A 26,966-nucleotide genomic window follows, 5' to 3' on the forward strand; every position below is an offset into this window, starting at 1 on the left:
GGGTTTTTTTGTGGGAGAGAAAAAAGGAAGGGGAAAAAAAAAACCCCCCCCACCCCCTGGCGCGTGCCTGCCCACACAGGACCGTCCCCGCGCCCACGATCTTCGTTCGACTACCGCAACTACCCGCGACTACCCGCTGCTACAGCTCCTCGCGCGCTACCGGCACCGCATGCCGGAGCCTGGCACAACGCGGACACCGCAGCAGCCGCCCGGGCCCGATGCGGTCGACCGTAAGGTGCCGCATCGGGAACGAAGCGGTGCTGAACACATGCCCTTCGGCACAACGGACGACGGTGCGCTCCATTGAGTCCCTTCCCCATGAACGTGGACGAGTGGACGACAAAAGCCACATTAGGGGATCAACCGCACACCGCTCCAAGCGGCACTCCGCCCCACACGGTACGCCCCAACTCCCGCACTCCCACAGCGCCTTCCCCCACTCCACCCCGCCGCGAAGCCCCCCGAACTCCCCCCGAAAAGCGTGAAAACCCCACAGCGAATGCGCCGGGGGTCAGCCATGGGGTACAGTGAGCGACGATGCGGCACCGAGGGATCGGGGCCTCCTCGCGGGTGTAGTTTAATGGTAGAACATGAGCTTCCCAAGCTCAGAGCGCGAGTTCGATTCTCGTCACCCGCTCCAACGCAAAGCCCCAGGCCAGCGGCCCGGGGCTTGTTTGTTGTCTAGACCTCTCTGGGGTCGCCGTGCCCTCCGCGTGCCCGATCCGCACCAGATGCTGCGGCGCCGACGCGCGCCGCAGCGCGTCATCCGCGAGGCCCGATCGTGTGACGACCTCAACACTCACCTGAACGCGATGCCTCGGTGGCCGGTGTGACCCACAACTCCGGGTAGCCAACACGACGACGGCCATCGGATTGATGGGCAAGACGACGGTCAGGAAGGTGTGAACTCGTACTGCAACTCGTAGAGGTGACCGGCTTTGGCCATCACGGTGGCCTCGATGGGGCGCTCGTCGTCGCTGCACACCACCCGCAACGTACGCAGTACGGGCAGATTGCCCGGCAGGCCGAGCACCGTGTACTGCTCCTGGGTCGGCACGCGGGCGGACACCTTGTCGACACTGAGACGGGGCGGGTAGCCCAACTCCGCCAGGAGGGCCGGGGTGCCGCCCTTGATCTTGCGGCGGTCCATCATCGCCGTCCCGCGCGCCAACTCCAGCGGGTAGTAGGACTTCACCAGCTCCACCGGCTCGTCATCCATGAGCAGCACCTGCGTCCGCAGCAGCGCCGTGCCGCCCTCCGGCAGGCGCAGCGCCTCGGCGACATCGGCGGGCGGCCGGACCTCGGCCACGTCCAGGAGACGGCTGCTCCCGCGCGTCTGATGACTGGCGGCCTCGCTGATCCACCGGTACGGCTCACCGGACGCGGCCGGGGCCATGTACGAGGCGGGGCGCATGGTGCGCTGCCGGTGCTCCCGTACGGTGACGGCCGCTCCGGCGCGGCCCACCGCCAGACCTTCGTCCTTCAGCAGCTGCAACGCCTTCTGCACCGTCGCGTTCGACGCCGAGAACCGCTCCTTGAGCTGTGCGGTCGACGGCAGATTCGCGCCGGGGCGAAGGTCGCCCGACATGATCTCGTCCCGTAGATCGGCGGCGATCCGCTCGTGCAGGGAGCGCCGGTCGACGGCGCCCTGTTCGGCCTTGGGCACGGTCATCCCATCGTGAGTTCGTAGCGAAGACGCTGCCGGTGGGCAGGCATGGTGATCAAGTCGGCCTGGATCGGACGCTCGTCCCCATCGAGCACGACACGCTCCAGCCGCAAGACCGGCTCGTCGGCATCGGCCCGCAACAGCGCCCGCTCCTCCTCATCCGGCATCCGGGCCGTCACGTCCTCCCGCACACGCCGCCCCACGTAACCCAGTTCGGCGAGCAACGCCACCGCTCCGCCGCGGATCTTCGCGGTGCCCGCGAGGGCGGTTCCTGCCGCGACCCGGGCCGGGTAGTAGGAGTCGGTCAGCTCGCACGGCTGCTCGTCCAAGTACATGATCCGGCGCCGCACGACGACCTGTTCCCCCTCCTCAAGCCCCAGAAGCCGGGCCACCGCATCGGGAGCGGGCACCTCCCCCGCCGCCACGATCCGTTGAGTGCCCCGACGCCCACGCGCCGCGGCCTCCTGCCCCCACACATCGCCCTGCCCTCCGGCAGCCGGTCGCAGATAAGGCATCGAGGTGCTGATCCACGCGTCGCCAGGCATCGAACCCCTCCTCAAGCGTGATCGGACTCGCCAACCTTGCCGCTTTACACAGTAAGCGACCCCATGGCCACCACCCTGAGACTATCTTGCCACCTTTCGTGAATAGCAATAAGGTGACCTCAATCTCACAGCACGCTATGAGGCGGTGACCGACCGTGCGCCTGACGCGCCAACAGCTGTTTACGCGGCGCAAGCCATCCATCCGGGCCAGCCGACAGTTCGTGACCCGAACACTCTCCGAGTGGGGCTACGTCGACCGCTTAGACGAGATCGAGCTCTGCGTATCGGAACTCGCGACCAACGCACTCCTCCACGGCGCCCCACCCGGCCGGCTGTTCCGGGTGCGCGTCGAAGCGGCCGACGAAGAAGTACGCATCGCGGTACGCGACTCCGGCGACGGCCGCCCCGTATCCCAAGCCCCGCGCCTCGACAGCGAACACGGCCGCGGCCTGCTCCTCGTAGCCGAACTCGCGGACGACTGGGGCGACATCGAGCACACCGTGGGCAAGACGGTGTGGTTCACCATGAAGTCGACGCCGATCGCAGAACACTCCGCATGACGCCCCGCCCCGAGCACAACGACGGTTGGGACCTGGACCAGCTCCACCGCGACGAGATAACCGTGGCCATGAACTGGGTGATCCGCATGTGCCAGGACATAGTCCGCGAGCACTGCCACAAGACGTTCTGGACCCCCACCGGAACCCCAAACGGCACGGCGCCGACCACGGACCACCTCATCCACTCGGCCCGCACCGACGTGCTCAACAAGCTCCGCCACCGGCTCGACGGCGCCGAGACCATCATCAGCATCGCCGAGCACGAACGTGCCAGGCGCAAGCAGTGAGTTACAGCCTTCTTTACGGGTTCAAGGCGCCGCGCAAGCGCGGCGCGCGCGGCCCGGCCCCCGGCCGGGCCTGCGCTCATGTCTCCGCCCCGCTCCAGCCCGGCCGCCGTCCGTGCCGCGCACACAGCAAGCAGCCGCCTGACCTTAGAGATTGATGCCTCCGGCGGGGGCGCTCAGGCTCCGGGATGGACGGGGCGCCATACGCGAGTACCGGTTATCGGTGGCGTGCGCGGGAGCTCCCATCCCGTCTGCCGTCAACCCAGGCAGAGCCGAGCAGACGCGGCCCCTGGCGTCCAGGTCGTTCGTACAGTGGCGCGCTCCACCTGGACGCCAGGAACCACGCCCGCTCCACGGTGTGTGGGTCGACGGCAGACGGGATGGGAGCCGGGGGGAAGTAGTGGGTTGAGACCGGCGGTCAGCTGGACGAATTCAAGCGCGAAATCAATTCTTGCAACTTGACTTTAAGCGCATCATCGTCCTGTTCGTCCAGCCACCGAACGACAACAGTAGGCAGATTCGCACCAGATTCCCTAATCCTTCTCCCATGGTCCCGAGAAAAGGGCATGTTCGTTACCACAAGAAGGCCCTTAATGGGAACATGGCCCGACTCACGGGCGTATGCAGCCGCTTGAACAATATTCCTAATCGCGGCTCCCGTCAGACTTCCGCGACCTGCTTTAACCTCCACCCCGATGAGCCCCTCAGGCGTCCGCACGGTTGCGTCAACACCTTGGTCACCGGCTCCGCCTCGGTGTTGCGTTTCAGGGTAGATCCGGGCCAGGCAATTGACCACCTCCCGCTCATAAACATGCGCAGAGACTCGCGCTACTGCGGGATCTTCGATGGCACGCGGATCGATTGCACTCAAAACCTGCAGGGCTTGCCTGGCATCCGCAGGCGACTCTTGCTCGATAGTCGCAGCAATCTGACGCCGACGGCGAGTCATGAACAGTTCGTAATCTTGGTAACGAGCGCGTGTAAGCGGCGACCCGTTTATCGCCATGATCAGGAGAACTACCCCGACCAATAGAAGTGCGACCGAACCAGCTTGGTTGCTGGTCACAAACACCGCAGCCACCCCGGCTCCGGACAGAATGATGCCGGACAGCGATGCCCCTAGACGCTCCCAACGTGACAGCGGGGCCGCCTCAGGCTCGGGGGTCTCAGGTACCTCATCCGGGCTAGACACGCGTTACATCCTAACGGCGGTGTCTCCACAGGCTAGTTGGAGGACCACATGCCCTGCACCCGAAGTGCACGAGCGCAGCTCAGATGAACGACCAATCGTGCGCCGCATGTCAACCGACCTGCGGATCGGGGCAGCAAAGGGCGCCAGATGAAGTGGCTGACATCTGCGCCTGCACATCAACGAGGACGGACGCCGGCGCACCCAGGCGGCTCGACTCGGATTGGCCGACGCTGATGCCGCGCATCTGGGCAGAACAGGAAGAGCCACCGGATCGAACTCCCGGTGGCGGGCCGAAGGAAGAAATTTGGTCCACGAGCAGTGCCCTACCTGCTGACGTTCGGCAAACTGTGCGCATGGACTGGGATGACGAGAACTTGGCGGCAACTGCCCCGGTCGTGGCGGGGGCTTCAGCCTTCATCGAGGCGATATGGGTGCAACACAGCTTGGCGACCGCATGGCCGCACGTTGACCCATTGCTTCGCACGTGCTGGGCACAGTCGTGGCTGACGCCCCTCCTACCGCAGGCACAGCAGGATGGGTATCACCCAGACGAGGTTGTGGACCAACTCATCCTGGACGAGCCCACCCACAGCCTTTGGGAGCCCTTCGCTCGCACTCAAGTGGATGCTTTGTGTGCGTCATTCAAGGTGTCCCCGCAGACATGGGGCTTCGCCTCTGGCCGTCGCCTCGTCGCTCTAGACATCGAGTTGCTGCGTTATCTGCCGGTACCAGCGACCGGCGCCATTCAGCCCGACGAACAGTACGCATACATGCCTCTTCTGATGCGCTACTCGGCCCCCTTCGGCTGGCGGGTGCTCAACTTCGTAAGCGAACATTTCCCCCAGACAGGCTGGCCGCCGAAATTGGCTTAATGTGATCAAGATGGGTAAGGGTGACCCCCGGAATGGGTTGATTCGGCCCTCTCGCAACTGAGGCTATGGGAAGGGGTCTGTGTGTTTCCCTTGATCTCACCAATCCAGAAAAGGTTTGCGGTAGCCGCCTTCCGACGCCGGGTTCACCCTCGTGGCGTCACAGGACGAGTCGTATCCACGTCTGTCTCCCCCTGAACGCGCTTCGCCAGGTGACAATGACGCCAAAGTCTTGTGGATCACCCATGTCACGGGAGGTGGGGACGGGTACGTTTTCGCCGGGGGCTACCGCATCCCGGTCGACGTGCGTGTCTCGGTCTCCGGGGCTGCTGGCGGAGCCGACTCGGACACGCACGCGTTTCGCTGTGGCAGTACCGGTGTTGACGAGCTGCGAGAAGCCCCGGCTAACCGGCTCCAGTTCCCAGGTGACGTCTGCACGGCCTCGCCACCAGACAGCGACGGAGGCGACGGCGGCCACAGTTGCAGCGGCGGATCCCACCCATGTTGCCCAGTTCGCAGAGTCCATGCCATGTACCTTATGCAGCTCTGATGGGTGCTGGTCTAGGACCCATCACTGTTGTCCCCGGTCAGACTTTGCACCGAGTACGCCAATGGATTCTAGCTTCGCCAGCGCCTTTCCTCGAAAAACGATCACTGCAGAAACAACAACGGAAGTCCCGATAGCTACCGGTTCCAAACCATCCGAGAATCCGAGAAGACCAAGAAATCCCATAGAGGTACCGGACAACAGCAACACAAGAAATGCCCCCAGCGCAAGGCGAAGAGCCTCTCGCTCAGGAACGACCACATCCTGAAGATCCTCAGCATCGAGGAGGTTTCTGTATTGCCGATCTGCGAGTCGACTAGAAATCTTCAGTAGAATTTCACCGATCTCTTTAAGATCCCGATCGGATGCCTCTCCCGCACGATCTTCCAGTCGCCCAAGAGCCACTGCAACCCTCCGAACGTGCCTCCTGACAATCCGCTTCCTTCTGCGCCGCCCATTGCGTGGGCCAGCTTCGAGCCGAGGAAGCGAAGAAAGCAATTTGCGCACTTGCGTAATTTTACCGACTGCTTCATGGAGTTGCACCACTCGTCGTTCACCTGAATTACCAAGCGGCTTAGCCAAAGCGACGACCGCAGAGGCACAAGCACAGACTATGGCAGATCGACGAAACAACAGGATAGTCTTACGCCCAGGGAATTTAATTCCCTGGTACCCCCGCCCCATACGATACGCGAAAACTGCTGGCCCAACTGCCGCAATCATGTAATATGCCCCAAGGGCCAGGAACCCTAGACCTACCCTGATAAGCTGCGAGACCATATCTCCAGAATTCGCAGAATCCGCAATCACGGATGCCATCTTGCCATCGAAATGACTCATGGTCTCGCGGAACGAACCACGCCTGTCGTCCAATAGCAAAACTATGGGCATTGGCCACCAAATTCCGATAACTGCGCCGCAAATAAAAACAGCTGCTGAACTTGCGCGCGCGGTGCGATCATTCACGCGAAGGGCAAGACGCACCCTGAGTGGGACCCGACGCCCCGGCCAAAGGACATCCACGCTCTCGGCGAATTCCATGATCTCGCTACCGGCAGATGCCCTCCGTTGTCGAGCAAGCCGTGACTGAATCCGAGCCAACATGCGGCGATGATGCCAGCCCCATGCAGCCACCATGTCCCAGTTCGACAGAATAACCGAGCTGAGGTACCTTATGCGCGCACTTGATCGTACTCATGACGCTGCCTCTCGACGCGCCCCGCACCAGATGCGCACCAGATGGAGCGGTGAATAGCGGTCAATGACGGGTACTGGGGCAACCAAGACAACATGCCGTCAGCGCTCGTTTACGCAGGTCAGAAGCCAGATCAGCGTCAACCGCCCCGTGATTCCCAAGCTCAGAGCGCGAGTTCGATTCTCGTCACCCGCTCCAGCACAAAGCCCCAGGCCAGCGACCCGGGGCTTCTTTGTTGTCCAGACCTCTCAGGGGTCGCCGTGCCCGATCCGTACCCGATGCCGTTCCGCGCCCCGGCGACCGCGTTCACTCCCTCGGGCACTCATCCGCACTGCCGATGCCCTCGGCTGTCCCCATCAGACATGCTGGACCCATGAGCAGGTATGCAGCGGCGAAGCCGTACGTACTGCCGGAATCGCTCGCCGAGCTGAACGGGCCGACAACCGGCAACGTCACCCTGCCGCGCCACATCGACTGGGGACCGCGCTACGTCTACGACCTGGCCGACGAAGCAGACTTCCGGCTGATGTACGAGCGCGTCATCCGCGAGGCCCAGACGCGCGACGACCTCAAGATCTATATGCACACCACGCCTCTGCGAGAGGTGTGGCGAGACCTGTTCCTGCCCTCCCCGGTCCGGGCGGCCTGGGAAGCTCGCTTCCCCGAACTCCGCGGGTCCAGCACGACGGCTGCCGCCTAGTGGACGAACTGCACCACCAACTGATCCGCATCGGGCTGGACGCGCTTGCCGAGGACTACGGGTAGGCCCTCGCGGGCGGATACGCCGTCCAGGCCCACCACATCGTCAACCGTGTCAGTGACGACGTGGACCTCTTCGCGCCGTTCGACAGAGCGAGCCGTGAGATGAGCCAGGCCGCAGAACGGATCACCACCGCCTACGAAGCCGCCGGATACGCCGTCGAGCAAGCCCATCTGACCCCCACCTACACCAGGTGGGGGTCACCGACACCGCCTCGGGCACGTAGAGCAAGGTGGAGCTCGTCGCCGAGTTCTTGCACCACGCACCAGTCGAATCCGAGCTGGGCCCGGTCCTGCACCGCGACGATGTCGCCGCAGGCAAGACCAGCGCACTGTTCACCCGAGCCGAGGTCAGCGACGCCATCGACGTCGCGGGACTGCTGGACGCCGGCTACACCCGCGACCAGCTCATGGCACTCGCCGCACAGAACGACGCCGGATTCGACCGCCGTATGTTCGCCGACTCACTCGGCCGCATCCAGCGGTACAGCCATCGGACAGCCGTTTTACGGCCGGTTGGATTCTGTTTCACTTATGTTTGGCCCGTTCTTGCGATTCTCTGCGCTGCTCAGCGCCGCGGGAATTCCTTGATGCGTTCCGCTTCGAGGAAGGTTCCGCATGAACCGCACACGTCCCAACGCCCGTTTCGCCCCTACCCGTACCGGCGGTCGCGGCTCCGGGAAGAGCGGCAGCCGCTCGGGGGCCGGTGTTTCCAAGCGCTCCGGCAAACCGAACGCTTCGCATGGTGACGGGCGGCGCCCTGCCGCGCCGCAGGGGGAGTTCGCCCTGCCGGTGACGATCAGCCCCGCACTCCCCGCCGTCGAGGCGTTCGCTGATCTCGACATGCCTCGCCTTCTGCTAGGGGCGCTCGCGGCCGAAGGCGTGACCGTGCCGTTCCCGATCCAGGCGGCGACCCTGCCGAACTCCCTCGCGGGTCGTGACGTACTCGGCCGTGGGCGCACCGGATCCGGCAAGACCCTCGCCTTCGGCCTGGCGCTGCTGGCCCGTACGGCCGGTCGGCGAGCCGAGCCCCGGCAGCCGCTGGCCCTGGTGCTGGTGCCCACCCGGGAGCTGGCGCAGCAGGTCACCGATGCGCTCACTCCGTACGCCCGCTCCGTGCATGTGCGGCTGGCCACGGTGGTTGGTGGGATGGCGATCGGCAAGCAGGCCGGTGCGCTGCGTGGTGGGGCGGAGGTCGTCGTCGCGAGGTGGGCGAAGTCATCACCGGGCAGGACCGTCGCGACTTCAGCGCCGGCGAAGTCACCCGGGCCATGGCCCGTCTCGGCTTCACCTGCCGTGCCGTCCCCACAACCTCACCCGGGGACGCCCCCACGCCGTTTGAGCAAGCGTGGACTCAGCTCGGCTCCCCCGAGCCCGGGTAACCGACGGGGCAGGCGGAAGCCAGGACCAGGACGGCTGTGAGGGCTCGGCCGACGCGCGTCGGCCGAGCCCTCGTCGCGTTCAGCGTCCGGGCGGCAGACAGCACCTTCCGGGCGGGCCCTGCATGCGGCAACGATGACTCATTGGTCGGAATAGCTGAAGTCGCCAACGGTCCAACCGCTGACGTCCTTGATCGCGACGCGGTACATCCCGCCGGTCTCGGGGATCCCCATACTGCCTTGCAGGATGCGTGCGACGTGAAAGTGCAGATGTGTGGGCGGCTCACCGCGGTCAGGCCCGTCGTGCGTCGGCTCCGCGGTGAAGACTCCGGAGAACGGACCGAGGTGGTCCGAGTCCTTGAGGATCTCCGACACACGCCGCCTCCACACGGCTTCGGGAGCCAACCGTCCGGTGATGACAGCGCCACCGGTGACCACGGTCAGGGACATCTGAGTGCTCTGCTCGGACTCCACCATGGCAGCGATGTCCACAAGCAGTTCATCAGCGTTCGACATGAAAGTCGATTCTATTCATCGGTCCGTCCAACTGGCACTGGGTCCGTCAGATGAGGCCTCAGGACGTGCCGCGGCGTTCCGGTCCTGTCCGCGGGTCTTCCTCGGCGGTCGGGCGGGCTCGGTCGGTGCCGGTGCCGGTGCCGGTGCCGGTGTCAATGAGGATCTGCTTGGCCGGTGCGAGGTTGTCGGCGCGGACGGACCGGGTCATCGCGGTGCGTGCCGCGTCGGGCGTCGCGTGGGGCGGGATCACCAGCAGGGAGAAGAGGTCTTGATCGCCTCGGGTGATGAGGATGGTGTCGTCACCCACGGGGAACGAGTCGATGTGCACGACGCGGTCGTCGATGATCAGCCGTGTCGGCAGTTCTTCCCAGGCGTCGGAGTCCAGGCCGACGCGCGTGACGGGCCCGAGGTGCTCGGTCAGCGCGGCGACCAGGGCGGGAAGCTCCGCGCCGATGTCGCGCGAGCGCGGCCACCACGCACCGTCGAGGAGGCCCTCACGGGTATGTGTCGTCGCCAACCGCAGCAGGGCTGTTCCAGGTTTCACAGCATGCTGGATCGCGTCCGGCAGAAGATTCACTTCACGCGGGGTGTCGGCGTCGGACATGGTCTGCTCACCCTCTGCGGGGTTCGGTGGACCGCCGGTTTCACCGTACTCCGGGAGCCCACTCACAGGCTCGGCCGCGCCCTGCGGATACTGATCACACGCGGGCCCGGCGGGACCACGCACCGGAGTACAGTGAAACCACCGGGAGCATTTCGCACACCGGCTTCCACGCGGGTGTCGTTTTCGGCGAGTGACAGCACCGGGACGTTGCAAGACGTGCCTGGGGACAGGTCAGCGCCATGACCGTGACCATCGACCGTACGACCACCAATGAGCGCGTGCCCTCACCGCCGGTCCGCTTGTCACTGGCCGCGGCCAGCCCGGTTCCAGGTGCTCTGGACGGTGCGTGGTGGCCCCGCTCCCGCGATCTCCTCCGTGAGCTGCCGGCCCTGACGGACGTGCTGGACGCACGCTGGGGCCGGATCACTCGCGTCTCCGTGAACCCGGCCCACTGGCCCGTGATCCCGCGCAAGGTGCCTGCGACCGGGCACACCGTGAACGTGGGCTGGTTCACCGATGAGCAGGACCCGCACAAGTTGATCCTGCTCTCCTACACCGCAGGCCGCTGGGACCTTCTGGTGATCCCGCCGGAGACGAGTGCGGCAGCCGCCGCCCGGCTGATGGCCGCCGCAGCCACCGTCGGCAGCCTCCTCACCGCCAGCGGTCTGATGGCAGGCGAGACCGCCACCCGTAACGCCCGGGAGGATCTCAGCCGCGAGGAGGAGTGGGAGACCGATGGCGGGCTGCCTCAGTGGCGGCCGGAGGCCGAACCCGACGGGAGCCCTGAGCTCCACCGGACTCCTGAGCTCCAAGGGAGGTGAGGATGTGGAGACCGCCATCACGGTGTCCGTGATCATCGGCATGATCATGCTCGGAGTGCTGCTGATCCACCTGCTCAACGGCCAGCACAACGAGCGGATCGCAGCCTTCCACTACGGCGATGCCCTGCCGGGAGTCGGCCGACGGAGCCGGAAGGGCCGACGGCCGGCAAGCCCGCCTGATCGCCCGTCGCCCCCTCCTCCTCACCCCGAACACCGCGACGGGCCGCGAACGGCGCATGGCCTTCTCCTGACCGGGGCCGGTGGGCCCGGAGCGGGGCCCCACACCCAGCGGCACGTCATCACCACGCAGCCACCGGAATCACCCCCGGCAGGGCGCGCCGAGGTGCGTATCGTCGCCGCGTCCCCCGAGGCCGCCCGTCAGGTCGCAGAGGTACTCCGTCGTTGTTTCGACGGCACCGAACAGCGGAGCTACCCCGCCGGCGCGGAAGGCGGCACCCGCCTCCATCTCACCGTGGACACCACGCACACGGCAGAGCCGGCGCGGTCCTGGCTGGTGGCAAGCCGGTCCTCCGGGCAGGACGCCACGCAGACGGACGAAGTCTGAAGGGATGCTCGTCAGCGGGACCGAAAAGCCCCTCATGCCGGAAAGGTGAACCCGGCATAGCATGGTGAATGGGCCGGTGCACTCTCACGTGCGACCGACCCGAAAGGGCGGCCCCGGTGTTTCTGCGCCGGGGCCGTTGTGGGAAGAGCCCCGACGGCGGGGTGGAGGAGACAGCACCGACCACAGCGCGGCAAGCAGCACAAGGGCTCACCTCAGTGTGAGGGCGGTGCGGCGAATCGAGGTCGCCATGACAGAAGGTGAAGAGGACTTCCGAAAAGTCACGGTGGATCGGTCAGAGGGATTCGGTGAGCGGCTGCTGGGTGTGCTGCTGGACCGGGCACACGAGATGCCGCCCCAGCTGATCGCCCCGCTGGTCGCGGAGGAAGTGGCCAGGATCGGCGGGCGTGACGTCTCGATCCTCCTTCAGGACTACGACCAGCTGATACTGGCTCCTCTGCCGGGCATGAGACTCGTGGTCGGGGAACCCGTGCGGATCGACGATTCCCAGGCCGGCAGGGCTTTTCTGAGCGCGGAGACGGTGGAACAGCCACAGGCCGATGGCGTACGGATCTACCTGCCACTGCTGGACGGCAGCGACGAGGTGGGGGTACTGGCCGTCACCCTGAGCACCGTCGATGACGACGACCGGCGGTTGCTGCGACGCCTCGCCGGCCTGGTCGCCGACATGCTGGTCACCAAGAACAGCTACACCGATCAGTTCTTCCGGGCCCGGCGCCGTGAGCGGATGACCCTGGCCGCGGAGATCCAATGGTCATTGCTGCCGCCGCTGACCATGATCACACCGCAGGTCGCGGTGGCCGGAATTCTCGAGCCTGCCTACGACGTCGCAGGTGACAGCTTCGACTACGCCCTGAACGACAGCATCCTGCACATGGCCGTCATCGATGCCATGGGCCACGGGCTGGACGCGGCCGTGCTGGCCACCGTCGCCATCGGCGCCTACCGGCACGCCAGACGCGGCGATATCGGGCTCGCCGAGCTGTACATGTTCATGGACAAGGCCATCGACGAGCAGTTCGGGCCCGACCACTTCGTCACGGCACAGATGATGCGCCTGGATATCGGAACCGGCCACCTGCAATGGGTCAACGCCGGTCACCCGGCGCCGCTGCTGATCCGCGACCACCGCGTCCTCCAGCCGCTGGAGAGCCCTGGCACCCTGCCCGTCGGCTTCGGCGGCGCCATCCCGCAGGTCAGCGAGCAGGCGCTGTCCCGCGGCGACCGGATCCTCTTCTTCACCGACGGGCTCGTCGAGGAGCACCGCGCCGGCGAGGACCAGTTCGGCGAGGAGCGCATGCTCGACTTCGTGGACCACGCGGGGTGCGTGGGTGAAAGTGTGCAGGAGATGGTGCGCGGCCTGTCCCACGCCCTGATGCGGGAACGGGGCGGGGTCACCACCGACGACGCGACCCTCTTCCTGGTCGAGTGGAGCGGGGGCACCGCCGACCAGCTCGTCACGGTAGAGGTATGACCAGCATGCTCCCCCCCTGGCGCTCGGGCTTGCGTCTGCAAGGCCGGCCTCGGACCGGGTGGGCATTGCGGGCGTGCGACACCCTGCCGGACACGTTTTCCCTGGTCATCCGCACCACAGCTATGAGAGCGCCGTTGATTCCCGAGCTCAGAGGCCGAGTTCGATTCTCGTCACCCGCTCCATAGCGAAGGCCCAGGTCACAGACCCGGCCTTGTTTGTTGTCCAGACCTCTCTGGGCTCCTCGTGCCCGTTCCGTGCCAGCTGGCCATCTGGCCTCCGGGGCACGCCGCACCTATGAGCAAGCCCACGAGGCCCCGTCAGGTGACGACCTCAACACTCACTTGAACGCGCGACTCGGCGAGTGCGACGCCAGGCGTCACGAGGGAGTGAACTCGGTGGGGGCCGCCCATGGGCCGTCCGAGGGCAGTCGGCAGTGAACGACTGCTTGGGCTTGGCCCTGCTCTCGCCGACCAGCTTGTGGCCTGAAGGCGATGATGGGGGAATGTCCGCCAGCCCACGTGCCCGGTCGTTCGATGTGGCCGCTGCCCAGTACGCGGCGAGTCGGCCGTCTTATCCACCCGGGCTCTTCGACCACGTCGAGGAGTTCGCGGGCCGTCGCCTGGCCGGTTCCCGGGTCGCCGATGTCGGGGCGGGCACCGGAATCGCCACCGCGCTGCTGCGGGAGCGGGGCGCCGATGTGATCGCGGTCGAGCCCGGCGAGGCCATGGCCGCCGCGTTCCGCCAGGCTCATCCGGACGTGCCGATCGTGAGAGGGGACGGCAACGCTCTGCCGCTTGCCGAGGCTTCCCGCGACCTCATCGCGTATGCGCAGTCCTGGCAGTGGACCGATACCGCCCGCTCCGTCCCGGAAGCGTTGCGGGTCCTGCGTCCGGGCGGCGCGCTCGCGATCTGGTGGAACACCACGGCCTTCGATGTTCCGTGGGTCCGTGAGCAGCACGAGCGCATCGCTCACCACTGCGGGATGAAGCCGAAATCCTCGGTGCGCCCCACCGACAGTGACGCCATCCGGCTGGCGGGCCTGACAGAGCTGCGGGTCGCGCGCCGCCAAGTGCGCTGGAGCCGCACGGTCCCCCTGGACCTGCATCTCGCCAATATCGGCAGCCGTTCGGCGTTCCTCGTCCTTGATCGGGCCGACCGTCATGCCTTTTTCGCCGATGAGCGTGAGCGGTTGAGCCGGGCTTTCCCAGACGAGGCGGTGGAAGAGACCTACGTGGTTGATGTCCTGGTGGCGGTCCGCCCCTGAACCTTGCATGGCGGGACGAGACGGCATGAATGGCGCCCGATGAGCGGTGGGCACGCGCCTCGGGACCTGCGCGGCACCCACGGGAAGATCTTCGTCACCATCGCCCAGGTCCGCGCCAGCACCAAGAACTCCCTCATGCGCCGCTTCGCCTCCGAGGTCAACCTCACCGTCCCCGACCACCAGAACGTCCTCGACGACTCCGGCCTGATCGACGACGCGACGTACGACGACATCGCCTCCAGCTTCTGACGCCAGTGCAGGCCGTCCCACGACTGTCCGCGGACGTGCGCGGGGCGGGCGGAGGGAGGGGCCCCCTTCGCCCGCCCCGCCCGCGTCCGCGGTCAGCAGTCAGGTGCCGAGGTCTTCCATGATCTCCCTCGATGTTCAGCCGCCTGGCCGCCTCGGCGTTGACGTAGGCCGCCGCCGCGCACGCGGTGAGCGTCTCCACGAGCGGCCCGGCTCCGCCCCGGGCCCGTGCGAGCGGGCCGAGCACCGTACGCACCAGGTCGGACATGGCAGCACGGTCCCGCAGGAGCACCGGAAAGACCAGCGGGTCGGCGGCGCGCAGAACGGGACCGGGCAGCTCAAGACGGTCGGCGAGCTCCAGTGCGTCCAGAGCCTCCTCGTAACTGCGCACCACGCCACCGGCCCCCGGGTGCTCACGGCCGACGGCCACCCGCCGCGCTCCTGCCTGCCCGCTGCCGGGACCGTGCACCCAGCCGACGAAGGCGTCCAGGATCGTACGTTCACGCTCACCGCCGGGCCGCGGAAACCCCACTGGCCCGTTCGCCGCCGTCGTGCCCAGGGGCGGCGTCCGCCGGACAGTGGCGGACGCGGCCCCTTCGTGGCCCGGGCGGATCTGCTCCTGGTGGCCCCAGAGGGCCTCGCCGCTGCCGTACCCAGCGAACGCCGTGGAGGCAGGGGGATGTCTCGCGCGCGCCTTGGAGTAACGAGTGGAGTCAGGGCGGTGTGAAGGTGTCGAGTTGTGCGGCGAGGTCGGGGTGGGCGGCCAAGTGGGGGCGGGTGGCGTTGAGGGGACGGATGAGCTCGGCAGGGTCGTCGTGGGCGAGGGCGGCGTGGAGCTGGCTGAGCGGGAGGCGGGCCGTGGTGGGCAGGTCGGTGAGGGCGGTGATCTGGCCGGCGATGCGGCGCAGGTCGGCTGCGTTGCGGCGGGCCCAGGTGGTGGTGGTGCGTTGGGCAGCGCGGCGTTCGCGGGTGGCCTGGACGCGTTGTTCGCCGGTGGTTCCGGCGGGACCGGGCCGGTTGCGCAGGTAGCGGCGTTCGGCGGCCTGGCGGCTGGCGACGCCGAGGGGGTGGGCGAGGTCCGCCCAGCTGGCACCCGCCTCTCGAGCGGTTTCGATCAGGCCGGATTCCCATCCGGCGAGCTGCTCGCGTACCTGCCGCAGCAGGAGAAGCGAGGCCAGGGCCTGCTCCGGGCCGACGTCGTGAGTGTCGGCAGTGCCGGGGACCTCGTGCCGGGCGGCATGCAGGGCGTCGTCTATGGCCTGCAGGGCCGCCGCGGCGGTGAGGAACGACGCCGGGCTCTGTGTGTCGGCGCTGGACGATGCCGGCTGGTCGGCCGGAGTCATGGGCACCTCCCTCAGGTAGTCATCCTTTGGACGACACAAGGTTTGTCATCCATTGGATGACATGCTACAACGGAATCAGTGAGGCGCATTGGCAGCAACTGCCCGAACCTTCCTGGAGGTGTTTTCCGATGTTGATGCGCACCGACCCCTTTCGTGAGCTCGACCGGCTGACGCAGCAGCTGATGGGACCGGCTACCTGGTCCCGGCCGTCCCCGATGCCGATGGACGCCTACCGCGAGGGCGACCAGTACGTGGTGGCCTTCGACATCCCCGGCGTCAGCGCGGACGCGATCGACATCGACGTCGAACGCAACATGCTGACCGTCAAGGCCGAGCGCCGGCCCGTGACGAAGACCGACGACGTGCAGATGGAGCTGTCCGAGCGGCCGCTGGGTGCCTTCTCCCGCCAGATCGCGCTCGCCGACACCCTCGACACCGAGCACATCCAGGCCGACTACGACGCGGGCGTGCTCACCCTGCGCATCCCGATCGCCGAGCGCGCCAAGCCCCGCAAGGTCACCGTCGGCGTCGGTACCGGCCGCAAGGAGATCTCCGGCTGAACCGGACAGACAAGGGCTGAACAGCGGCGGAGGACGGGTATCTGATCTCCCCCCTCGCCCGTCCTCCGCGCCCCACGGGCCGAGGAAGGGGGTGACGGCCGAAGTGGCTGTGCGACGCGAAGCGTTCCTCGACCATGTGAAGGAACGCGGCGACTACGGCACTCGGCAGGAGGCCGAACGCGCGGCCCGCGTGGTGCTGGCCCTGCTGGGCGCACACCTGGTCGGCGAGGTACGCGCCCAGCTGGCGGCGCGTCTGCCGGAAGACTTCGCCCTGATCCTCCTCAACCCGCTACAGAGCGCCGAGCCGCTCCCCCCGGAGCGGTTCGTGCGGGCGACCGCGGCCTGGATCGAAGGGGCCACCGAACAGACCGCGGCCTGGGACGTCAGCGCTGTCCTGTCCACGGTCGCCGACAGCGCCGGCGACGACCTCCTCAGCGAGATCCTGCTCCAGCTCCCCGCAGGCTACGACCTCCTGTTCGGCCGCCCCCGACTCATCTGACCACCCACCCCCGGTGACCGCACACCGGCCACCACGACCCTGGTGACAGAAAGGCAACCACCGCAGTGATGTCCGACCAGAGCGCACCGCTCCAGCAGCCCTGCACAAGGGCGTACGAGCACATGCTGGAAAAGGTCCGCTACGACGGCGCCTACCCCACCCGCGAGAAGGCCGAGGAAGCCGTCCGCCTCGTCCTCGCGGGACTGGGACGTCAGCTGACCGGCGACGAACGCGTCGAACTGGCCGCCCGCCTCCCCCTCGAAGCCGCACGCATCCTCACCGCCCAGATCCCCGACACCCAGCCCCTGGGTGGCTGGGCCTTCGTCAAGGACCTCGCCACCCGCACCGGCGCCTCCCTGGCCACCACCCGCTGGGACACCGGAACCGTCTTCTCCGCCGTCGCGGCCTACGCCGGCCCCGACCTCATCACCCGCATCCTGCGCCAGCTCACCTCCGGCTACGCGCTGCTGTTCGGCCGCGCCGAACTCACCCCCGCCGCGTAGACGAGGACATGCGTGCTCGGGGCGGGCTCGCGACGACCGCCGCGTCGCTGTCCGCCCTGCGCCCCGGACCATGCGAGGTGACCGCCGCACAGAGGTCGATGAAGGCACGATCAGACCCACCCGCTGAGGCCCAGAGGCCGCGTTTTACCTGATCAGCGGTCTACAACCATGGTCAGCACCGGTGATTCCCAAGCTCAGAGCGCGAGTTCGATTCTCGTCACCCGCTCCATGCGAAAGCCCCAGGCCAGCAGCCCGGGGCTCCACCGAAGCAAGCCAACACACCCCCACGACTGACGGCATGGGCATGCTCCAGGCCCGCTACAGCGACGGCCGCGACTGGCACGGCCCGGTCCGCGCGATGCACGCGGTGCGCGCGGCCGCCGACGGTTACGGCGCGCCATCTCGTGCGCGACGAACAGCAGCCCTCTGCCGCAGTACAGGGTGCGTGCGCATGAGGTGTCGGGGCCGACGCTGTCGAAGAACGGATCGCCCGCCCGGTAGGCGGCCAGCCGCAGGCGCCGAGGCGGAAGGGTTCCCGTACGGCAGTCTCCTACCGGGGCACAGGGCGCGGGCGTTCGGTCCTGTGGATAACGTCAGAACGAGGGGTCAGAGACGCCGTGCAGGCGCGGCAACTTCCGTTCGGCCACGCCTAACGCGCCAGCTCCACACGGTGTGTCCCATGAGAGCCACGCCGACGACGCATGCCGCGACGCGAATTGCGTTCCAGGTTATGGCGAAAACTGGACCCTGCGAGTCCGCCTCTGTACTCAATCGCTGAGCGGCCTCGAAGAAGGCGATCAATGGAACAAGCAGACGGAACAGAAGGCCACCAACTCCAGGCGTTCGCGCCACGTTCCCCACGAGCCCTACAGGTGCACCAAAAACGAAAGCCGCTATTCCCCACACGCGAATTTGCCCCTCACTGGAGGCGCCAGATTCCATCCCGGCCGGAATAGAGTCGGTGGGCCAGCCACTAGAAAAAACAGGCGACACAAACGGGATTATCCCATTTCCCGGCAACGGGACCCGCTAGGCCAAGCAGTAAACCCGACCCGAGAGACAGCTCAGTGAGTGCTGTACGGCAGCCATCGTGACCACAGCGGACCGCCACCGCGCGGCAGCGACTCTCCAGTTCAGCGGTCCCAACCAACCGCCCGCCTGTCGTTCGCATGGAGCTGCCAATAGTGTTTACATCTGCCGTGGATCCGGTCCCATGATGACCGGGTCTTCGGCGCGCAGCCGAAACGGTGCAGAGACCCCCAAGCTTTTCCGGGCGGAGACGTAGAAAGCATCACGGGCCTCCTGGAACTCGCTATATGCGCCCGTCCAGTCCTCAGCAGAACCGGAACGGATCCCCCGAGCAAATTGCTCAAGCACCCAGGCCCGGCGCTGCATGGCCCTAGCTGCAGATATGGTCTCCGAATCACCCATCAGGAGCACCGATTCAAACGCGTACCCCCGGTCCAGCTCAGCTTGCGCGAGCATTTCCAGGCCGGATTCTTCGCCAACCGGTTGCGGCAGATTGAACAGCCCTTTCTCTGCCGCCAACCGTCCAGCCACTGACACAAACCTCTTTATCGCGTCGGCGTATCGGAGATACGATTCCAAACGGTGTTGATCCCAGCGCGTTGCCAACTCTCTGTTCCAGCGTGCGCGTTCGGTCAAGGCCGAGACTACATAAGAGCCTGCCGCGCCCACGAGCACGCCGATCAATGTGAATACTTGTCCCGACATACCCCCGCCTCCCGGCCAACATGGCCCTTGCCGCAGACCATACGACTACATGACTCACGCAAGGCGCGTACAGCAGCGGGGCACAGCAACCACCGCACCGGCAAGGGGCTGCACGTCCTCGCGACAGCAGGCCAGGACTTGACCGAGCTTCGGCCTGGAGGACGCACTGGGGGCACAGCCCGCCCAGTGCCCCCGCCGCGCCCGTTGCGTGCCCGATTTCCCCGCCTCCGACTTCGTATCACCGACAACCCGCCGACCAGCGGTCAGCTCGGGAGCGGCCCGACGCACCCGGCGGATCAGTTCGTACTCAACGGCCGTCTCCAGGATGGCTTTCAGTAGCCGGTACGCCTTCGCAACGATGGTCGCCACTACGGCGATCGCCCCTGCCACTCGGCTGGGCCGCTGGTGGCGAAGACAGCGATCAGACCGGGGTGCGAGGTCCGTTTCTGGGTGTCGGTGTTCGCCAGCCGGCGTGGTGAGCAGCACGTCCGGTGACGCTTCCGGGGCGGCGTTCCTGGTCGGCGGGGCGCAGTTGGACGTGGGCGTCGAGGCCGCCGCCTGGTGCGGGGTCGAGGGTGATCCGGCCGCCGGAGGCGTGGACGAGGTGGCGGACGATCGGGAGGCCGAGGCCGGTGCCGTCGTGGTGGGCGTCGGATGCACGCCAGAAGCGGTCGAAGGCGCGCTCCCGGTCGGCCTTTGGCATGCCGGGGCCCTGGTCGATGACGTGGAGTTCGGCGCCTGGTGCTCGGGCGAGGGTGATGGTCGTGCCGGGTGGGGAGACGCGCAGCGCGTTGGCGATCAGGTTGTCGACGATCTGCTCCAGCGCCCCGGGAATCGCCCACACCCGGCCGGCCGCCGGCCCGGTGACAGCCACAGCGACCTGCTGTTCGTAGGCGAGCGCTTCCCACATGGCGGCCCGGTCGGTGAGGACGGCGTCCAAGTCGACCGGCTCGGGGGTGGTGGCGGTGTTCTCCAGGCGGGCGAGGGCGAGTAGTCCGTGCACCATGCGGCTGAGCCGTTCGACTTCCTCGATGGTCTCCTCAAGGCTGGTGTGGGCGCGTGGGTCGAGGTAGGGCTCGAAGTTCTCCAGCCGTAGCCGCAACGACGCCAGCGGCGTTTTGAGCTGGTGGGATGCCTCGGAGGCGAAACCGTGCTGGGCTTGGAGCAGGTGCTGCAGGCGGGTGGCGGTGTGGTTGAACGAGGTGGCCAGGCGGCGCAGTTCAGGCGGTCCGGTGGCGGCGTCGGGCGGGTGGTCCAGGTGTCCGTCGGCGAGCTGGGTGGTAGCGCGTTCCAGGGTGCGCAAGGGGCGGGTGATCCAGCGGGCCAGGGTGAACGCCACGAAGGCCACGACGGCCAGGATGCCCGTTCCGGCGAGGGCGAGCGCGAGCCAGATGCGGTGCTCCCGGGCGGTGACCATCGTCATCGGGTACGTCACTTGCAACGCGCCGCGGATGGTGGTTCCCGAGGAGCCCGGCATGGTCACCGCCAGGACGTCACCGCCTTGAGCGTCCGTACGGGTGGCAGCGGTGGCCTTGTTGCGCAGGGCAGCGGCGATGTCCGTCTGCCCGGATAAATCGGCCCCGGTCGCGGCGGTGTGCGCGGAGTCGGTGAGAAGGCGGCCGGTGCGGTCTACGACCACGACGCGGGCACCGGTGTCCTCGGCGTACTCCTGGGCCAGTTCGGGCAGGGCGTCCAGGTTGTGCTTCTCGATGTTCTCCTCCGCGACTTCGGCCAGCATCGACGCGTCGCGTTCCACGGCCTGGGAGAAGCGGGATTCCTCCCCGCGAGCGTAGAAGTAGCCGAGCGGGATCTCCAGGCCCACGAGCACCAGCAGTGCCAGCGCGAGGTAACTCAGCATCAGGCGCCGGGTCATGACGCGGCTTGGGGAGGCGAGCCGTCGCCGGGCCGCCCGGCGGGGACGGTGAGGCGGAAGCCGACACCGCGGGCGGTGGTGATCCAGGAAGGATCACCGAGTTTGCGGCGCAGGGCGGCGACGTGCGCGTCCAGCGTCTTGGTGGGTCCGAAGAAGTGCGGGTCCCAGACCGTGTCCATGATCTGCTGCCGGGAGTGCACCGCGCCGGGGTCCTGGGCGAGATAGGCGAGCAGGTCGAACTCCCTTGGGGACAGGGCTACGTCACATCCGTCGAGGCGGACTTCCCGGGTACGCCGGTCGATCTCCAGCGAACCCAGGCGCTGCGGACCAGCCCCGGCCGTGGTCGCCGAAGGCGTCCCGGCGGATAGCGGGGCGTCCGCCAGCACCAGATGACCGGCGGTGCGGCGGGTCACGGCCCGGATGCGGGCGACCAGCTCCCGCACGCCGAACGGCTTGGCGACATAGTCGTCCGCCCCCAGCTCCAGCCCGACGATCCGGTCTGCCTCCTCACCCCGGGCAGTGATCATGATGATCGGGATCGCGGACCGGGCGCGGAGACGGCGGCAGACATCCAGACCGTCCATGTCGGGCAGTCCGAGATCGAGCAGGACCAGATCTGGCTCCTCAACGGCCCCCGCAAGCCCGGCGGCACCGGTACGCGCCCGGTCGACGGTGAATCCGTACCGCCCGAGCCCCTCGGTGATCGGACCGGCAAGCCGGTCGTCGTCTTCGATCAGCAGCAGCCGCATGGCGAAAGGCTCGCACAGCGGCACAACAGCAGTCGCAGCATTCATCACAACCTGCTAGGGACGTGCGGAAACGTCCGATGCGGCGGGAGGCATCGGGGCAAAGACCCTGCGGTCCGGCCGATCGGTGCGGGAGTGGTGGATCGGCCGGACGTCAGCGGCGGGACGGCGACGACACGGCGTCGGGGAGCCAGCCGTCGTCGCGGTGGTCACCGTCCCTGCGCCTGTGCTGCTGCCGTCCTCGTCACGCTCGTCGCCCGATCATCACCAACAGGAGGCGACCCCACCGGTCGGGAGGCCGCGCCCGTCAGCCCCCGTTCTCCTTCTCCTCGGTGCCTTCCTGCTTGGTGTCGGTGACCGTGTAGCTCTTGTCGAGGTAGACCTCCACCGTCGTGCCGTCCGACTTCTTGATCTCCACCGCGTACATGCCCGGCTTCTCGACGTCCTCCTCGGACTTCAGGACGGTTCCGGGGAACTTGGCCACCGCCGCCGCCTCCGCCTTCTTCTTCACCTCACCGGTCAGCGGTGGCTCCTTCTTCTCACCCGCCTCTTCCTCTTCGGCGCCGCCATCCGCCCCGGCACCACCGGACCCGTCGGCGCCCTGCGCCGACTGCTGCGTGTCCGCGGACTTCGAGCCACCGGAGTCGGAACCACCGCCACAGGCCACCAGGGTGAACATCAGAACGGCAGCGGGAGCAGCGACCAGGGCACGACGGGGCAACGCACGCATCAGGTGTCTCCAGACAGTCGAGTACGGGGTCCGAAGGCCGGACTCCCAGGGAATGCACCCGACCCTAGGAACACGTCATCCAGCGCAAGGCCAACAAACGGCAGGACCCGACCAGCAAACGACCAATCTTTCAGCACGGCCGCGAAGCCGCTGGTCACCGCCGGTGGAAGCCATCTCGCGCGACCTTGAGAGGAGGGCGGTCGGAACGGGGCCTGCCGCTCCGGACCAGGGGTGTCGATGCAGAGCCGGGGGGTTTTCAGGCTCCGTGCGGTGAGTTCGATGAGCGTTGTGGTTCTTGCGGGGGAGCCTCCCAGGCGGCGGTGATGTCGCGGGCGACATCACGGAGGAGGTCGACGAGCATGTCTGCGAGTGGTGTGAGGCTGGCGTCGGTCCTGGTCACGGCGTAGAGCTGGCGGTAGGGCCTGGGGTGGGCCAGTTCGCGATGGGTGGTGCCGGGCGCATGGGCCAGGGCCAGGCGCGAGACCAGGGCCACCGCGATGCCTGTGCCGACGAGGGCCTGGGCGACGTCGTAGGACTCGGTCTCGAACCGCACGGTGGGAGTGAAGCCGGCCTCGCGGGCAGCGTCGTGGAACTGTTCGCGGGCGGCATGGCCGGCCAGGATGGAAACCCACGATTCGTCGCGCAGTTGTTCCAGGTGAAGTTCGGTATCCGCGGGCTGCCCGGTGGCCAGTGGATGGTCATCGGGGAGAACCACGACCATCGGGTCCAACAGGAGCGGGTGGGCCCGTACGTGTGGGGGCGGCGCGAGCGGCGTGCCCCAGGACGCGACGATGACCACGTCCAGGCGTCCCGCGCTGATCTCGTCCGCTCCGCGTCCGGACACCACGTCAATGACGGAGACGTCGGCGTCCGGATGGCGGTGTCGCAGGGTCGTCAGGGCCGGTGGCAGCAGGTGCAGGGCAGCCGCCTGGAACGTCCCTATCCGCAGACGGAGTGACAGGTGGCCGAGCAGTGCGGCCAGTTCCGCCTCGGCCCTGTCCGATGCCTCCTCCACAGTTCGACCGTGGGAGGCGAGCAGCGCACCGGCCGCGGTGAGCGTTGCTCCGCGAGGACTACGGGTGACCAGGGGCACCTGCCAGTCGCGCTCGGCCTTGGCCACCTGCTGGGTGACCGCCGCGGGCGTGAGGTGGAGTGCGTGAGCCGCCGCCGTCAGGGAGCCGTGCCGCTCGATCAACGCGAGAAGCCGCAGCTGTCCCGGATCCACCACCATTCACTAATCCTAATGCTGCAGCCTCCTCTTTTAACTTCTCTTAGGGGCGCGGGACAGGAAGCCTGGTGGTACACGCATCGGCCGCAATCCCCGGAGGGGGTTCCTTTCCCATGCCCACGCATGTGCCCGTTTTCATCGCCACCACCTTGCTGTTAGCGATGCTGCCAGGCGCGAGTCAAGCCCTGATGATCCGGCAGGTTCTGGAAGGCGGCCAACGTACGCTCCGGGGCACGCTCGCGGGCAATGCCAGCGGCTTCCTGCTGTGGTCCACGGCCGCCGCGGCCGGGCTGTCCGCCGTCCTGCTGGCCAGCCCCACCGCGTACGCGGTGCTCCGGATCGCAGGCGGCGTCGTGCTGATGGTCCTCGGGGTGAAGACGCTACGGACCGCGCTCACCACCACCGTCTCCACCCGCCCGCCCGGCGAGGGCGGGCGCGGCACTGGCTTCGCGGGCGGATATCTCACCGGCCTGTTCACCAACCTCGGCAACCCCAAGGCAGGCGTGTTCGCCGTCTCGGTGCTGCCCCAGTTCGTGACCGCGAAAGGCCCGGTGTTCCTGTCAACCGTCGCCCTGGGAGCCCTGTGGGCACTCGTCAGCGCCTCCTGGTACATGTTGCTCACCTGGGCCGTCAGCCGGGGTCGCGCCCTGATATCGCAGCCGACCGTCCTGCGGGGACTCAGCGTGACGACCGGCGTCGTCCTGCTGGGGCTGGGCGCCGCGGTGGCAGCAGGTCTCTGAGGACCGGGCCGGTACTTCTTCCAGCGCCCGATCGCCCGCGGCATCTGCCGCCTTGTGGCTCATCGTCTTCCTCGGAGGAACCGTCACGATGGATGGCGGGACCGGCCTGGCAGCCTGGTCGGCCCAACCGGGCGCCCTGTGCCAGAGTTCTCGTGATCACGTCGCGCTGGTCGCGGCCGCGGCAGCGCGTCGTTAGCGGCGTGGACGAGGAAGTCTTCGCATGCGTACCACGCGCACCCGAGTCCGTATGTTCGCCGGTGCCAGCCTGCTGGCGGCCGCAGCCATGTTCACCACCGCTTGCCAGGCCTCGGAGGACACGAGCACGGGGTCCAGTGACCCGTCTTCCTCCGCCGAGGCCGCGGGCGAGGCTGGCAAGGACACCGCTTCCGGCTCGTCGACCTCCGGCGCGAAGGGCGAGGGGACGGAGGATGGCGGCGGCTCCGGTGTCGACGTCGGCAACGGGGAGAAGGCCGAGGTCGGGCAGGAGTGCGGGGCCGATGACCTCTCCTGGAGCACCAAGTCGGAGACACAGGCGGGCGGTTACATCCTGATCATCGCGAAGGCCAAGCCGGGGATCACCTGTGTTCTGCCCGCCGCGCTGCCCAGCGTGGCCTTCGGGCCGGACGGCACCGAGGCCGGGCCCGCGGAGCAGGCCGTGGGCGAGAAGGTCACGCTGAGCAGCGGAACCACCGCCTACGCCGGGGTGAACCCGAAGTTCACCGACGAAAGCGGTGGCGAGGAACTGGACAGCATCATCGTCGGCGTCGGGGCTGACGACCCCAACCCGGCCTCCCTGCCCGTCGGCACCATCACCGTCGACAAGCCCATCGTCACCAGCTGGCACACCTCCGCGGCGGACGCTGTTCCCTTCGGCGGAACGGACCAGTGACCCGCCAGCTTCGTCCATCCAGGTCGGCCCTGGCTGCCCTGGCTGGCCTGGCTGACCTGGATGGCCTGGCTGGCCTGGAAGGCCCGGTGATTCCCCGGCTCAGCGCGCGAGTTCGCCGCTGAGCTTGCCGTGGAGGTCGGCGCTCGGCTCGTTCAGGCCGGTGATCTCGACGGTCTTGCCCCGCTGCGCGTACCTGGTCTCGATCGCGTCGAGGGCCGCGACGGAGGAGGCGTCCCAGATGTGGGCGGCGGACAGGTCGATGACGACCTTGTCGGGGTCGGTGGCGTAGTCGAACTGGCCGACGAGGTCGTTGGAGGAGGCGAAGAACAGCTCGCCGGTGACCCGGTACACCACGGTGGCGTGATCGGGGTCGGTCACCGCGGTGACCTGGGCGAGGTGGGCGACGCGTTTGGCGAAGACGACCATGGCGGTGACCGAGCCGACGACGACGCCGATGGCCAGGTTGTGGGTGGCCACGACGACCGCGACGGTGATCGCCATGACGGCGATCTCCCCGGCGGGCAGTCGCTTGAGGGTCGTGGGGGCGATGGAGTGCCAGTCGAAGGTCGTGAACGACACCATGACCATGACGGCGACCAGAGCGGCCATGGGGATGTCGGAGACGACCGGGCCGAAGACGATGCACAGCACCATCAGGAACGCGCCCGCCAGGAACGTGGACAGGCGGGTGCGGGCGCCGGAGACCTTCACGTTGATCATCGTCTGGCCGATCATGGCGCAGCCGCCCATGCCGCCGAAGAATCCGGTGACGATGTTGGCGATGCCCTGGCCGATGGACTCGCGGGTCTTGCTGGAGTGGGTGTCGGTGATGTCGTCGACCAGTTTGGCGGTCATCAGCGACTCCATCAGGCCGACCAGCGCCATCGCGAAGGCGTACGGCGCGATGGTGGTCAGCGTGTCCAGGGTGAACGGCACATCGGGCAGGCCGGGGACCGGCAGGGAGGACGGCAGCGCGCCCTTGTCGCCGACGGTGGGCACCGCGATCCCGGCCGCGACCGTGACGACGGTGAGGATCCCGATCGACACCAGGGGGGCCGGGATCACGGTGGTGACCTTCGGGAAGAACACCATCAGCACGAGCCCGGCCGCGATCAGCGGGTAGACGGCCCAGGGCACATCGGTCATCTCGGGGACCTGGGCCATGAAGACCAGGATGGCGAGGGCGTTGACGAAGCCGACCATCACCGAGCGGGGGACGAACCGCATCAGCTTCGCCACCCCCAGCGCACCCAGCGCCACCTGGACCACACCGGCCAGGATCACGGTGGCGACCAGGTAGCCCAGGCCGTGTTCCCGGTTCATCGGCGCGGTGACCAGCGCGACGGCGCCGGTCGCTGCGGAGATCATCGCCCGGCGACCGCCGACGATCGAGATGGTGACGGCCATGGTGAAGGAGGCGAACAGGCCGATGGCCGGGTCCACCCCGGCGATGATCGAGAACGAGATCGCCTCGGGGATCAGCGCGAGCGCGACCACCAAGCCGCCCAGGACTTCGGTGCGCCAGACCTTCGGATCTTTCAGCCACTCGGGTTTCACGGCGCGCGGGCGCACGGCCGGGGATACAGCGGAACCAGACAAGGGGAGTACGAACCTCGT

28 protein-coding genes, 1 tRNA gene and 3 pseudogenes are annotated in these 26,966 nt (G+C 67.5%); 17 read left to right on the forward strand and 15 right to left on the reverse strand.

Annotated features, from left to right (window positions below):
* Window positions 1-566 precede the first annotated feature (566 nt).
* Window positions 567-640: transfer RNA gene (locus ACZ6CL_RS05035), tRNA-Gly, on the forward strand.
* A gap of 252 nt (window positions 641-892) precedes the next feature.
* On the opposite strand, the gene ACZ6CL_RS05040 is transcribed toward ACZ6CL_RS05035, so the two are convergent.
* Both ACZ6CL_RS05040 and ACZ6CL_RS05045 read right to left on the reverse strand, forming a co-directional pair.
* Window positions 893-1,672: a GntR family transcriptional regulator gene (locus tag ACZ6CL_RS05040; protein ID WP_468931306.1), complete on the reverse strand. Its 780-nt coding sequence runs from the start codon at window positions 1,670-1,672 to the stop codon at window positions 893-895.
* Window positions 1,669-2,211 (reverse strand): GntR family transcriptional regulator, encoded by a 543-nt coding sequence (locus ACZ6CL_RS05045; RefSeq protein ID WP_468931308.1) that lies wholly within the window; start codon window positions 2,209-2,211, stop codon window positions 1,669-1,671. The genes ACZ6CL_RS05040 and ACZ6CL_RS05045 overlap by 4 nt, the downstream gene beginning before the upstream one ends.
* Window positions 2,212-2,366: 155 nt before the next feature.
* Here ACZ6CL_RS05045 and ACZ6CL_RS05050 point away from each other — a divergent pair, with 155 nt between their 5' ends.
* On the forward strand, window positions 2,367-2,771 hold the full coding sequence (locus ACZ6CL_RS05050) for an ATP-binding protein (RefSeq protein ID WP_468931309.1): 405 nt from the start codon (window positions 2,367-2,369) through the stop codon (window positions 2,769-2,771).
* Window positions 2,768-3,058 carry a hypothetical protein gene (locus tag ACZ6CL_RS05055; protein ID WP_468931312.1) on the forward strand — a complete coding sequence of 97 codons (291 nt, stop codon included), beginning with the start codon at window positions 2,768-2,770 and terminating at the stop codon, window positions 3,056-3,058. The genes ACZ6CL_RS05050 and ACZ6CL_RS05055 overlap by 4 nt, the downstream gene beginning before the upstream one ends.
* A gap of 415 nt (window positions 3,059-3,473) precedes the next feature.
* Here ACZ6CL_RS05055 and ACZ6CL_RS05060 read toward each other — a convergent pair whose 3' ends face one another.
* Window positions 3,474-4,247 (reverse strand): hypothetical protein, encoded by a 774-nt coding sequence (locus ACZ6CL_RS05060; RefSeq protein ID WP_468931315.1) that lies wholly within the window; start codon window positions 4,245-4,247, stop codon window positions 3,474-3,476.
* 353 nt (window positions 4,248-4,600) lie between these two features.
* Between ACZ6CL_RS05060 and ACZ6CL_RS05065 the strand changes: the two genes are divergently transcribed.
* On the forward strand, window positions 4,601-5,119 hold the full coding sequence (locus ACZ6CL_RS05065; protein ID WP_468931317.1) for a hypothetical protein: 519 nt from the start codon (window positions 4,601-4,603) through the stop codon (window positions 5,117-5,119).
* A gap of 568 nt (window positions 5,120-5,687) precedes the next feature.
* Here the strand turns inward: ACZ6CL_RS05065 and ACZ6CL_RS05070 are convergent.
* Entirely contained in the window at window positions 5,688-6,704 is a 1,017-nt protein-coding gene (locus tag ACZ6CL_RS05070; RefSeq protein WP_468931320.1) for a hypothetical protein, read from the reverse strand.
* 527 nt (window positions 6,705-7,231) lie between these two features.
* On the opposite strand from ACZ6CL_RS05070, the gene ACZ6CL_RS05075 reads away from it, so the two are divergent.
* Window positions 7,232-7,558: a hypothetical protein gene (locus ACZ6CL_RS05075; RefSeq protein WP_468931323.1), complete on the forward strand. Its 327-nt coding sequence runs from the start codon at window positions 7,232-7,234 to the stop codon at window positions 7,556-7,558.
* Here the strand turns inward: ACZ6CL_RS05075 and ACZ6CL_RS05080 are convergent.
* Window positions 7,555-7,791: a hypothetical protein gene (locus ACZ6CL_RS05080; RefSeq protein ID WP_468931326.1), complete on the reverse strand. Its 237-nt coding sequence runs from the start codon at window positions 7,789-7,791 to the stop codon at window positions 7,555-7,557. The two genes, ACZ6CL_RS05075 and ACZ6CL_RS05080, sit on opposite strands and share 4 nt — an antisense overlap.
* A 444-nt stretch (window positions 7,792-8,235) precedes the next feature.
* Between ACZ6CL_RS05080 and ACZ6CL_RS05085 the strand changes: the two are divergent.
* Both ACZ6CL_RS05085 and ACZ6CL_RS05090 read left to right on the forward strand, forming a co-directional pair.
* Window positions 8,236-8,850, forward strand: a pseudogene (locus tag ACZ6CL_RS05085) (DEAD/DEAH box helicase); the annotation flags it as partial.
* Window positions 8,811-8,999: pseudogene (locus ACZ6CL_RS05090) on the forward strand (SCO5918 family protein); the annotation flags it as partial. The pseudogenes ACZ6CL_RS05085 and ACZ6CL_RS05090, both read left to right, overlap by 40 nt.
* 138 nt (window positions 9,000-9,137) lie before the next feature.
* On the opposite strand, the gene ACZ6CL_RS05095 reads toward ACZ6CL_RS05090, so the two are convergent.
* On the reverse strand, window positions 9,138-9,512 hold the full coding sequence (locus ACZ6CL_RS05095; RefSeq protein WP_468931329.1) for a hypothetical protein: 375 nt from the start codon (window positions 9,510-9,512) through the stop codon (window positions 9,138-9,140).
* A gap of 58 nt (window positions 9,513-9,570) precedes the next feature.
* Entirely contained in the window at window positions 9,571-10,116 is a 546-nt protein-coding gene (locus tag ACZ6CL_RS05100; RefSeq protein ID WP_468931332.1) for a DUF5994 family protein, read from the reverse strand.
* Window positions 10,117-10,355: 239 nt separating this feature from the next.
* Between ACZ6CL_RS05100 and ACZ6CL_RS05105 the strand changes: the two genes are divergently transcribed.
* From ACZ6CL_RS05105 to ACZ6CL_RS05125, 5 genes are all read left to right on the forward strand, one after another.
* Window positions 10,356-10,937, forward strand: coding sequence for a DUF5994 family protein (locus ACZ6CL_RS05105; RefSeq protein ID WP_468931335.1), 582 nt, complete (start codon window positions 10,356-10,358; stop codon window positions 10,935-10,937).
* 298 nt (window positions 10,938-11,235) lie between these two features.
* On the forward strand, window positions 11,236-11,502 hold the full coding sequence (locus tag ACZ6CL_RS05110) for a hypothetical protein (protein ID WP_468933260.1): 267 nt from the start codon (window positions 11,236-11,238) through the stop codon (window positions 11,500-11,502).
* Between the two features lie 247 nt (window positions 11,503-11,749).
* The gene (locus tag ACZ6CL_RS05115) at window positions 11,750-12,994 is read left to right on the forward strand and encodes a PP2C family protein-serine/threonine phosphatase (protein ID WP_468931338.1); all 1,245 of its coding nucleotides are present in this window, start codon (window positions 11,750-11,752) and stop codon (window positions 12,992-12,994) included.
* Window positions 12,995-13,496: 502 nt separating this feature from the next.
* A complete protein-coding gene (locus tag ACZ6CL_RS05120; protein WP_468931341.1) occupies window positions 13,497-14,258 on the forward strand; it encodes a class I SAM-dependent methyltransferase in 762 nt (253 codons plus the stop codon).
* A gap of 39 nt (window positions 14,259-14,297) precedes the next feature.
* Window positions 14,298-14,507 (forward strand): hypothetical protein, encoded by a 210-nt coding sequence (locus ACZ6CL_RS05125; protein WP_468931343.1) that lies wholly within the window; start codon window positions 14,298-14,300, stop codon window positions 14,505-14,507.
* Between the two features lie 130 nt (window positions 14,508-14,637).
* Here the strand turns inward: ACZ6CL_RS05125 and ACZ6CL_RS05130 are convergent.
* Both ACZ6CL_RS05130 and ACZ6CL_RS05135 read right to left on the reverse strand, forming a co-directional pair.
* Window positions 14,638-15,015, reverse strand: a pseudogene (locus tag ACZ6CL_RS05130) (PucR family transcriptional regulator); the annotation flags it as partial.
* A gap of 202 nt (window positions 15,016-15,217) precedes the next feature.
* The gene (locus ACZ6CL_RS05135; RefSeq protein WP_468931345.1) at window positions 15,218-15,847 is read right to left on the reverse strand and encodes a type III effector protein; all 630 of its coding nucleotides are present in this window, start codon (window positions 15,845-15,847) and stop codon (window positions 15,218-15,220) included.
* Window positions 15,848-15,975: 128 nt separating this feature from the next.
* On the opposite strand from ACZ6CL_RS05135, the gene ACZ6CL_RS05140 reads away from it, so the two are divergent.
* The 3 genes from ACZ6CL_RS05140 to ACZ6CL_RS05150 all read left to right on the forward strand — a co-directional run bounded on the left by ACZ6CL_RS05140 (window position 15,976) and on the right by ACZ6CL_RS05150 (window position 17,409).
* On the forward strand, window positions 15,976-16,407 hold the full coding sequence (locus tag ACZ6CL_RS05140; protein ID WP_468931348.1) for an Hsp20/alpha crystallin family protein: 432 nt from the start codon (window positions 15,976-15,978) through the stop codon (window positions 16,405-16,407).
* A 103-nt stretch (window positions 16,408-16,510) separates the two neighbouring features.
* Complete coding sequence (locus tag ACZ6CL_RS05145; RefSeq protein ID WP_468931351.1) at window positions 16,511-16,906, forward strand: DUF2267 domain-containing protein; 396 nt, start codon at window positions 16,511-16,513, stop codon at window positions 16,904-16,906.
* Between the two features lie 68 nt (window positions 16,907-16,974).
* Complete coding sequence (locus ACZ6CL_RS05150) at window positions 16,975-17,409, forward strand: DUF2267 domain-containing protein (RefSeq protein ID WP_468931353.1); 435 nt, start codon at window positions 16,975-16,977, stop codon at window positions 17,407-17,409.
* 1,188 nt (window positions 17,410-18,597) lie between these two features.
* On the opposite strand, the gene ACZ6CL_RS05155 is transcribed toward ACZ6CL_RS05150, so the two are convergent.
* The 5 genes from ACZ6CL_RS05155 to ACZ6CL_RS05175 all read right to left on the reverse strand — a co-directional run bounded on the left by ACZ6CL_RS05155 (window position 18,598) and on the right by ACZ6CL_RS05175 (window position 23,723).
* Window positions 18,598-19,143: a hypothetical protein gene (locus ACZ6CL_RS05155; RefSeq protein WP_468931356.1), complete on the reverse strand. Its 546-nt coding sequence runs from the start codon at window positions 19,141-19,143 to the stop codon at window positions 18,598-18,600.
* A 421-nt stretch (window positions 19,144-19,564) separates the two neighbouring features.
* A complete protein-coding gene (locus ACZ6CL_RS05160) occupies window positions 19,565-21,016 on the reverse strand; it encodes a sensor histidine kinase (RefSeq protein WP_468931358.1) in 1,452 nt (483 codons plus the stop codon).
* Window positions 21,013-21,765 (reverse strand): response regulator transcription factor, encoded by a 753-nt coding sequence (locus ACZ6CL_RS05165; RefSeq protein ID WP_468931361.1) that lies wholly within the window; start codon window positions 21,763-21,765, stop codon window positions 21,013-21,015. Before ACZ6CL_RS05165 ends, ACZ6CL_RS05160 begins: the two co-directional genes overlap by 4 nt.
* Window positions 21,766-22,069: 304 nt before the next feature.
* Window positions 22,070-22,492, reverse strand: coding sequence for a PepSY domain-containing protein (locus ACZ6CL_RS05170; protein WP_468931364.1), 423 nt, complete (start codon window positions 22,490-22,492; stop codon window positions 22,070-22,072).
* Between the two features lie 256 nt (window positions 22,493-22,748).
* Window positions 22,749-23,723, reverse strand: a complete 975-nt coding sequence (locus ACZ6CL_RS05175) for a LysR family transcriptional regulator (protein ID WP_468931366.1) — start codon at window positions 23,721-23,723, stop codon at window positions 22,749-22,751.
* 158 nt (window positions 23,724-23,881) lie between these two features.
* On the opposite strand from ACZ6CL_RS05175, the gene ACZ6CL_RS05180 reads away from it, so the two are divergent.
* Both ACZ6CL_RS05180 and ACZ6CL_RS05185 read left to right on the forward strand, forming a co-directional pair.
* Window positions 23,882-24,460, forward strand: coding sequence for a LysE family translocator (locus ACZ6CL_RS05180; RefSeq protein ID WP_468931368.1), 579 nt, complete (start codon window positions 23,882-23,884; stop codon window positions 24,458-24,460).
* A gap of 220 nt (window positions 24,461-24,680) precedes the next feature.
* Window positions 24,681-25,349, forward strand: coding sequence for a DUF4232 domain-containing protein (locus ACZ6CL_RS05185; protein ID WP_468931370.1), 669 nt, complete (start codon window positions 24,681-24,683; stop codon window positions 25,347-25,349).
* Window positions 25,350-25,448: 99 nt separating this feature from the next.
* On the opposite strand, the gene ACZ6CL_RS05190 is transcribed toward ACZ6CL_RS05185, so the two are convergent.
* The gene (locus ACZ6CL_RS05190; RefSeq protein WP_468931371.1) at window positions 25,449-26,948 is read right to left on the reverse strand and encodes a SulP family inorganic anion transporter; all 1,500 of its coding nucleotides are present in this window, start codon (window positions 26,946-26,948) and stop codon (window positions 25,449-25,451) included.
* Window positions 26,949-26,966 lie beyond the last annotated feature (18 nt).

Source organism: Streptomyces sp. NPDC041200, assembly GCF_055591805.1.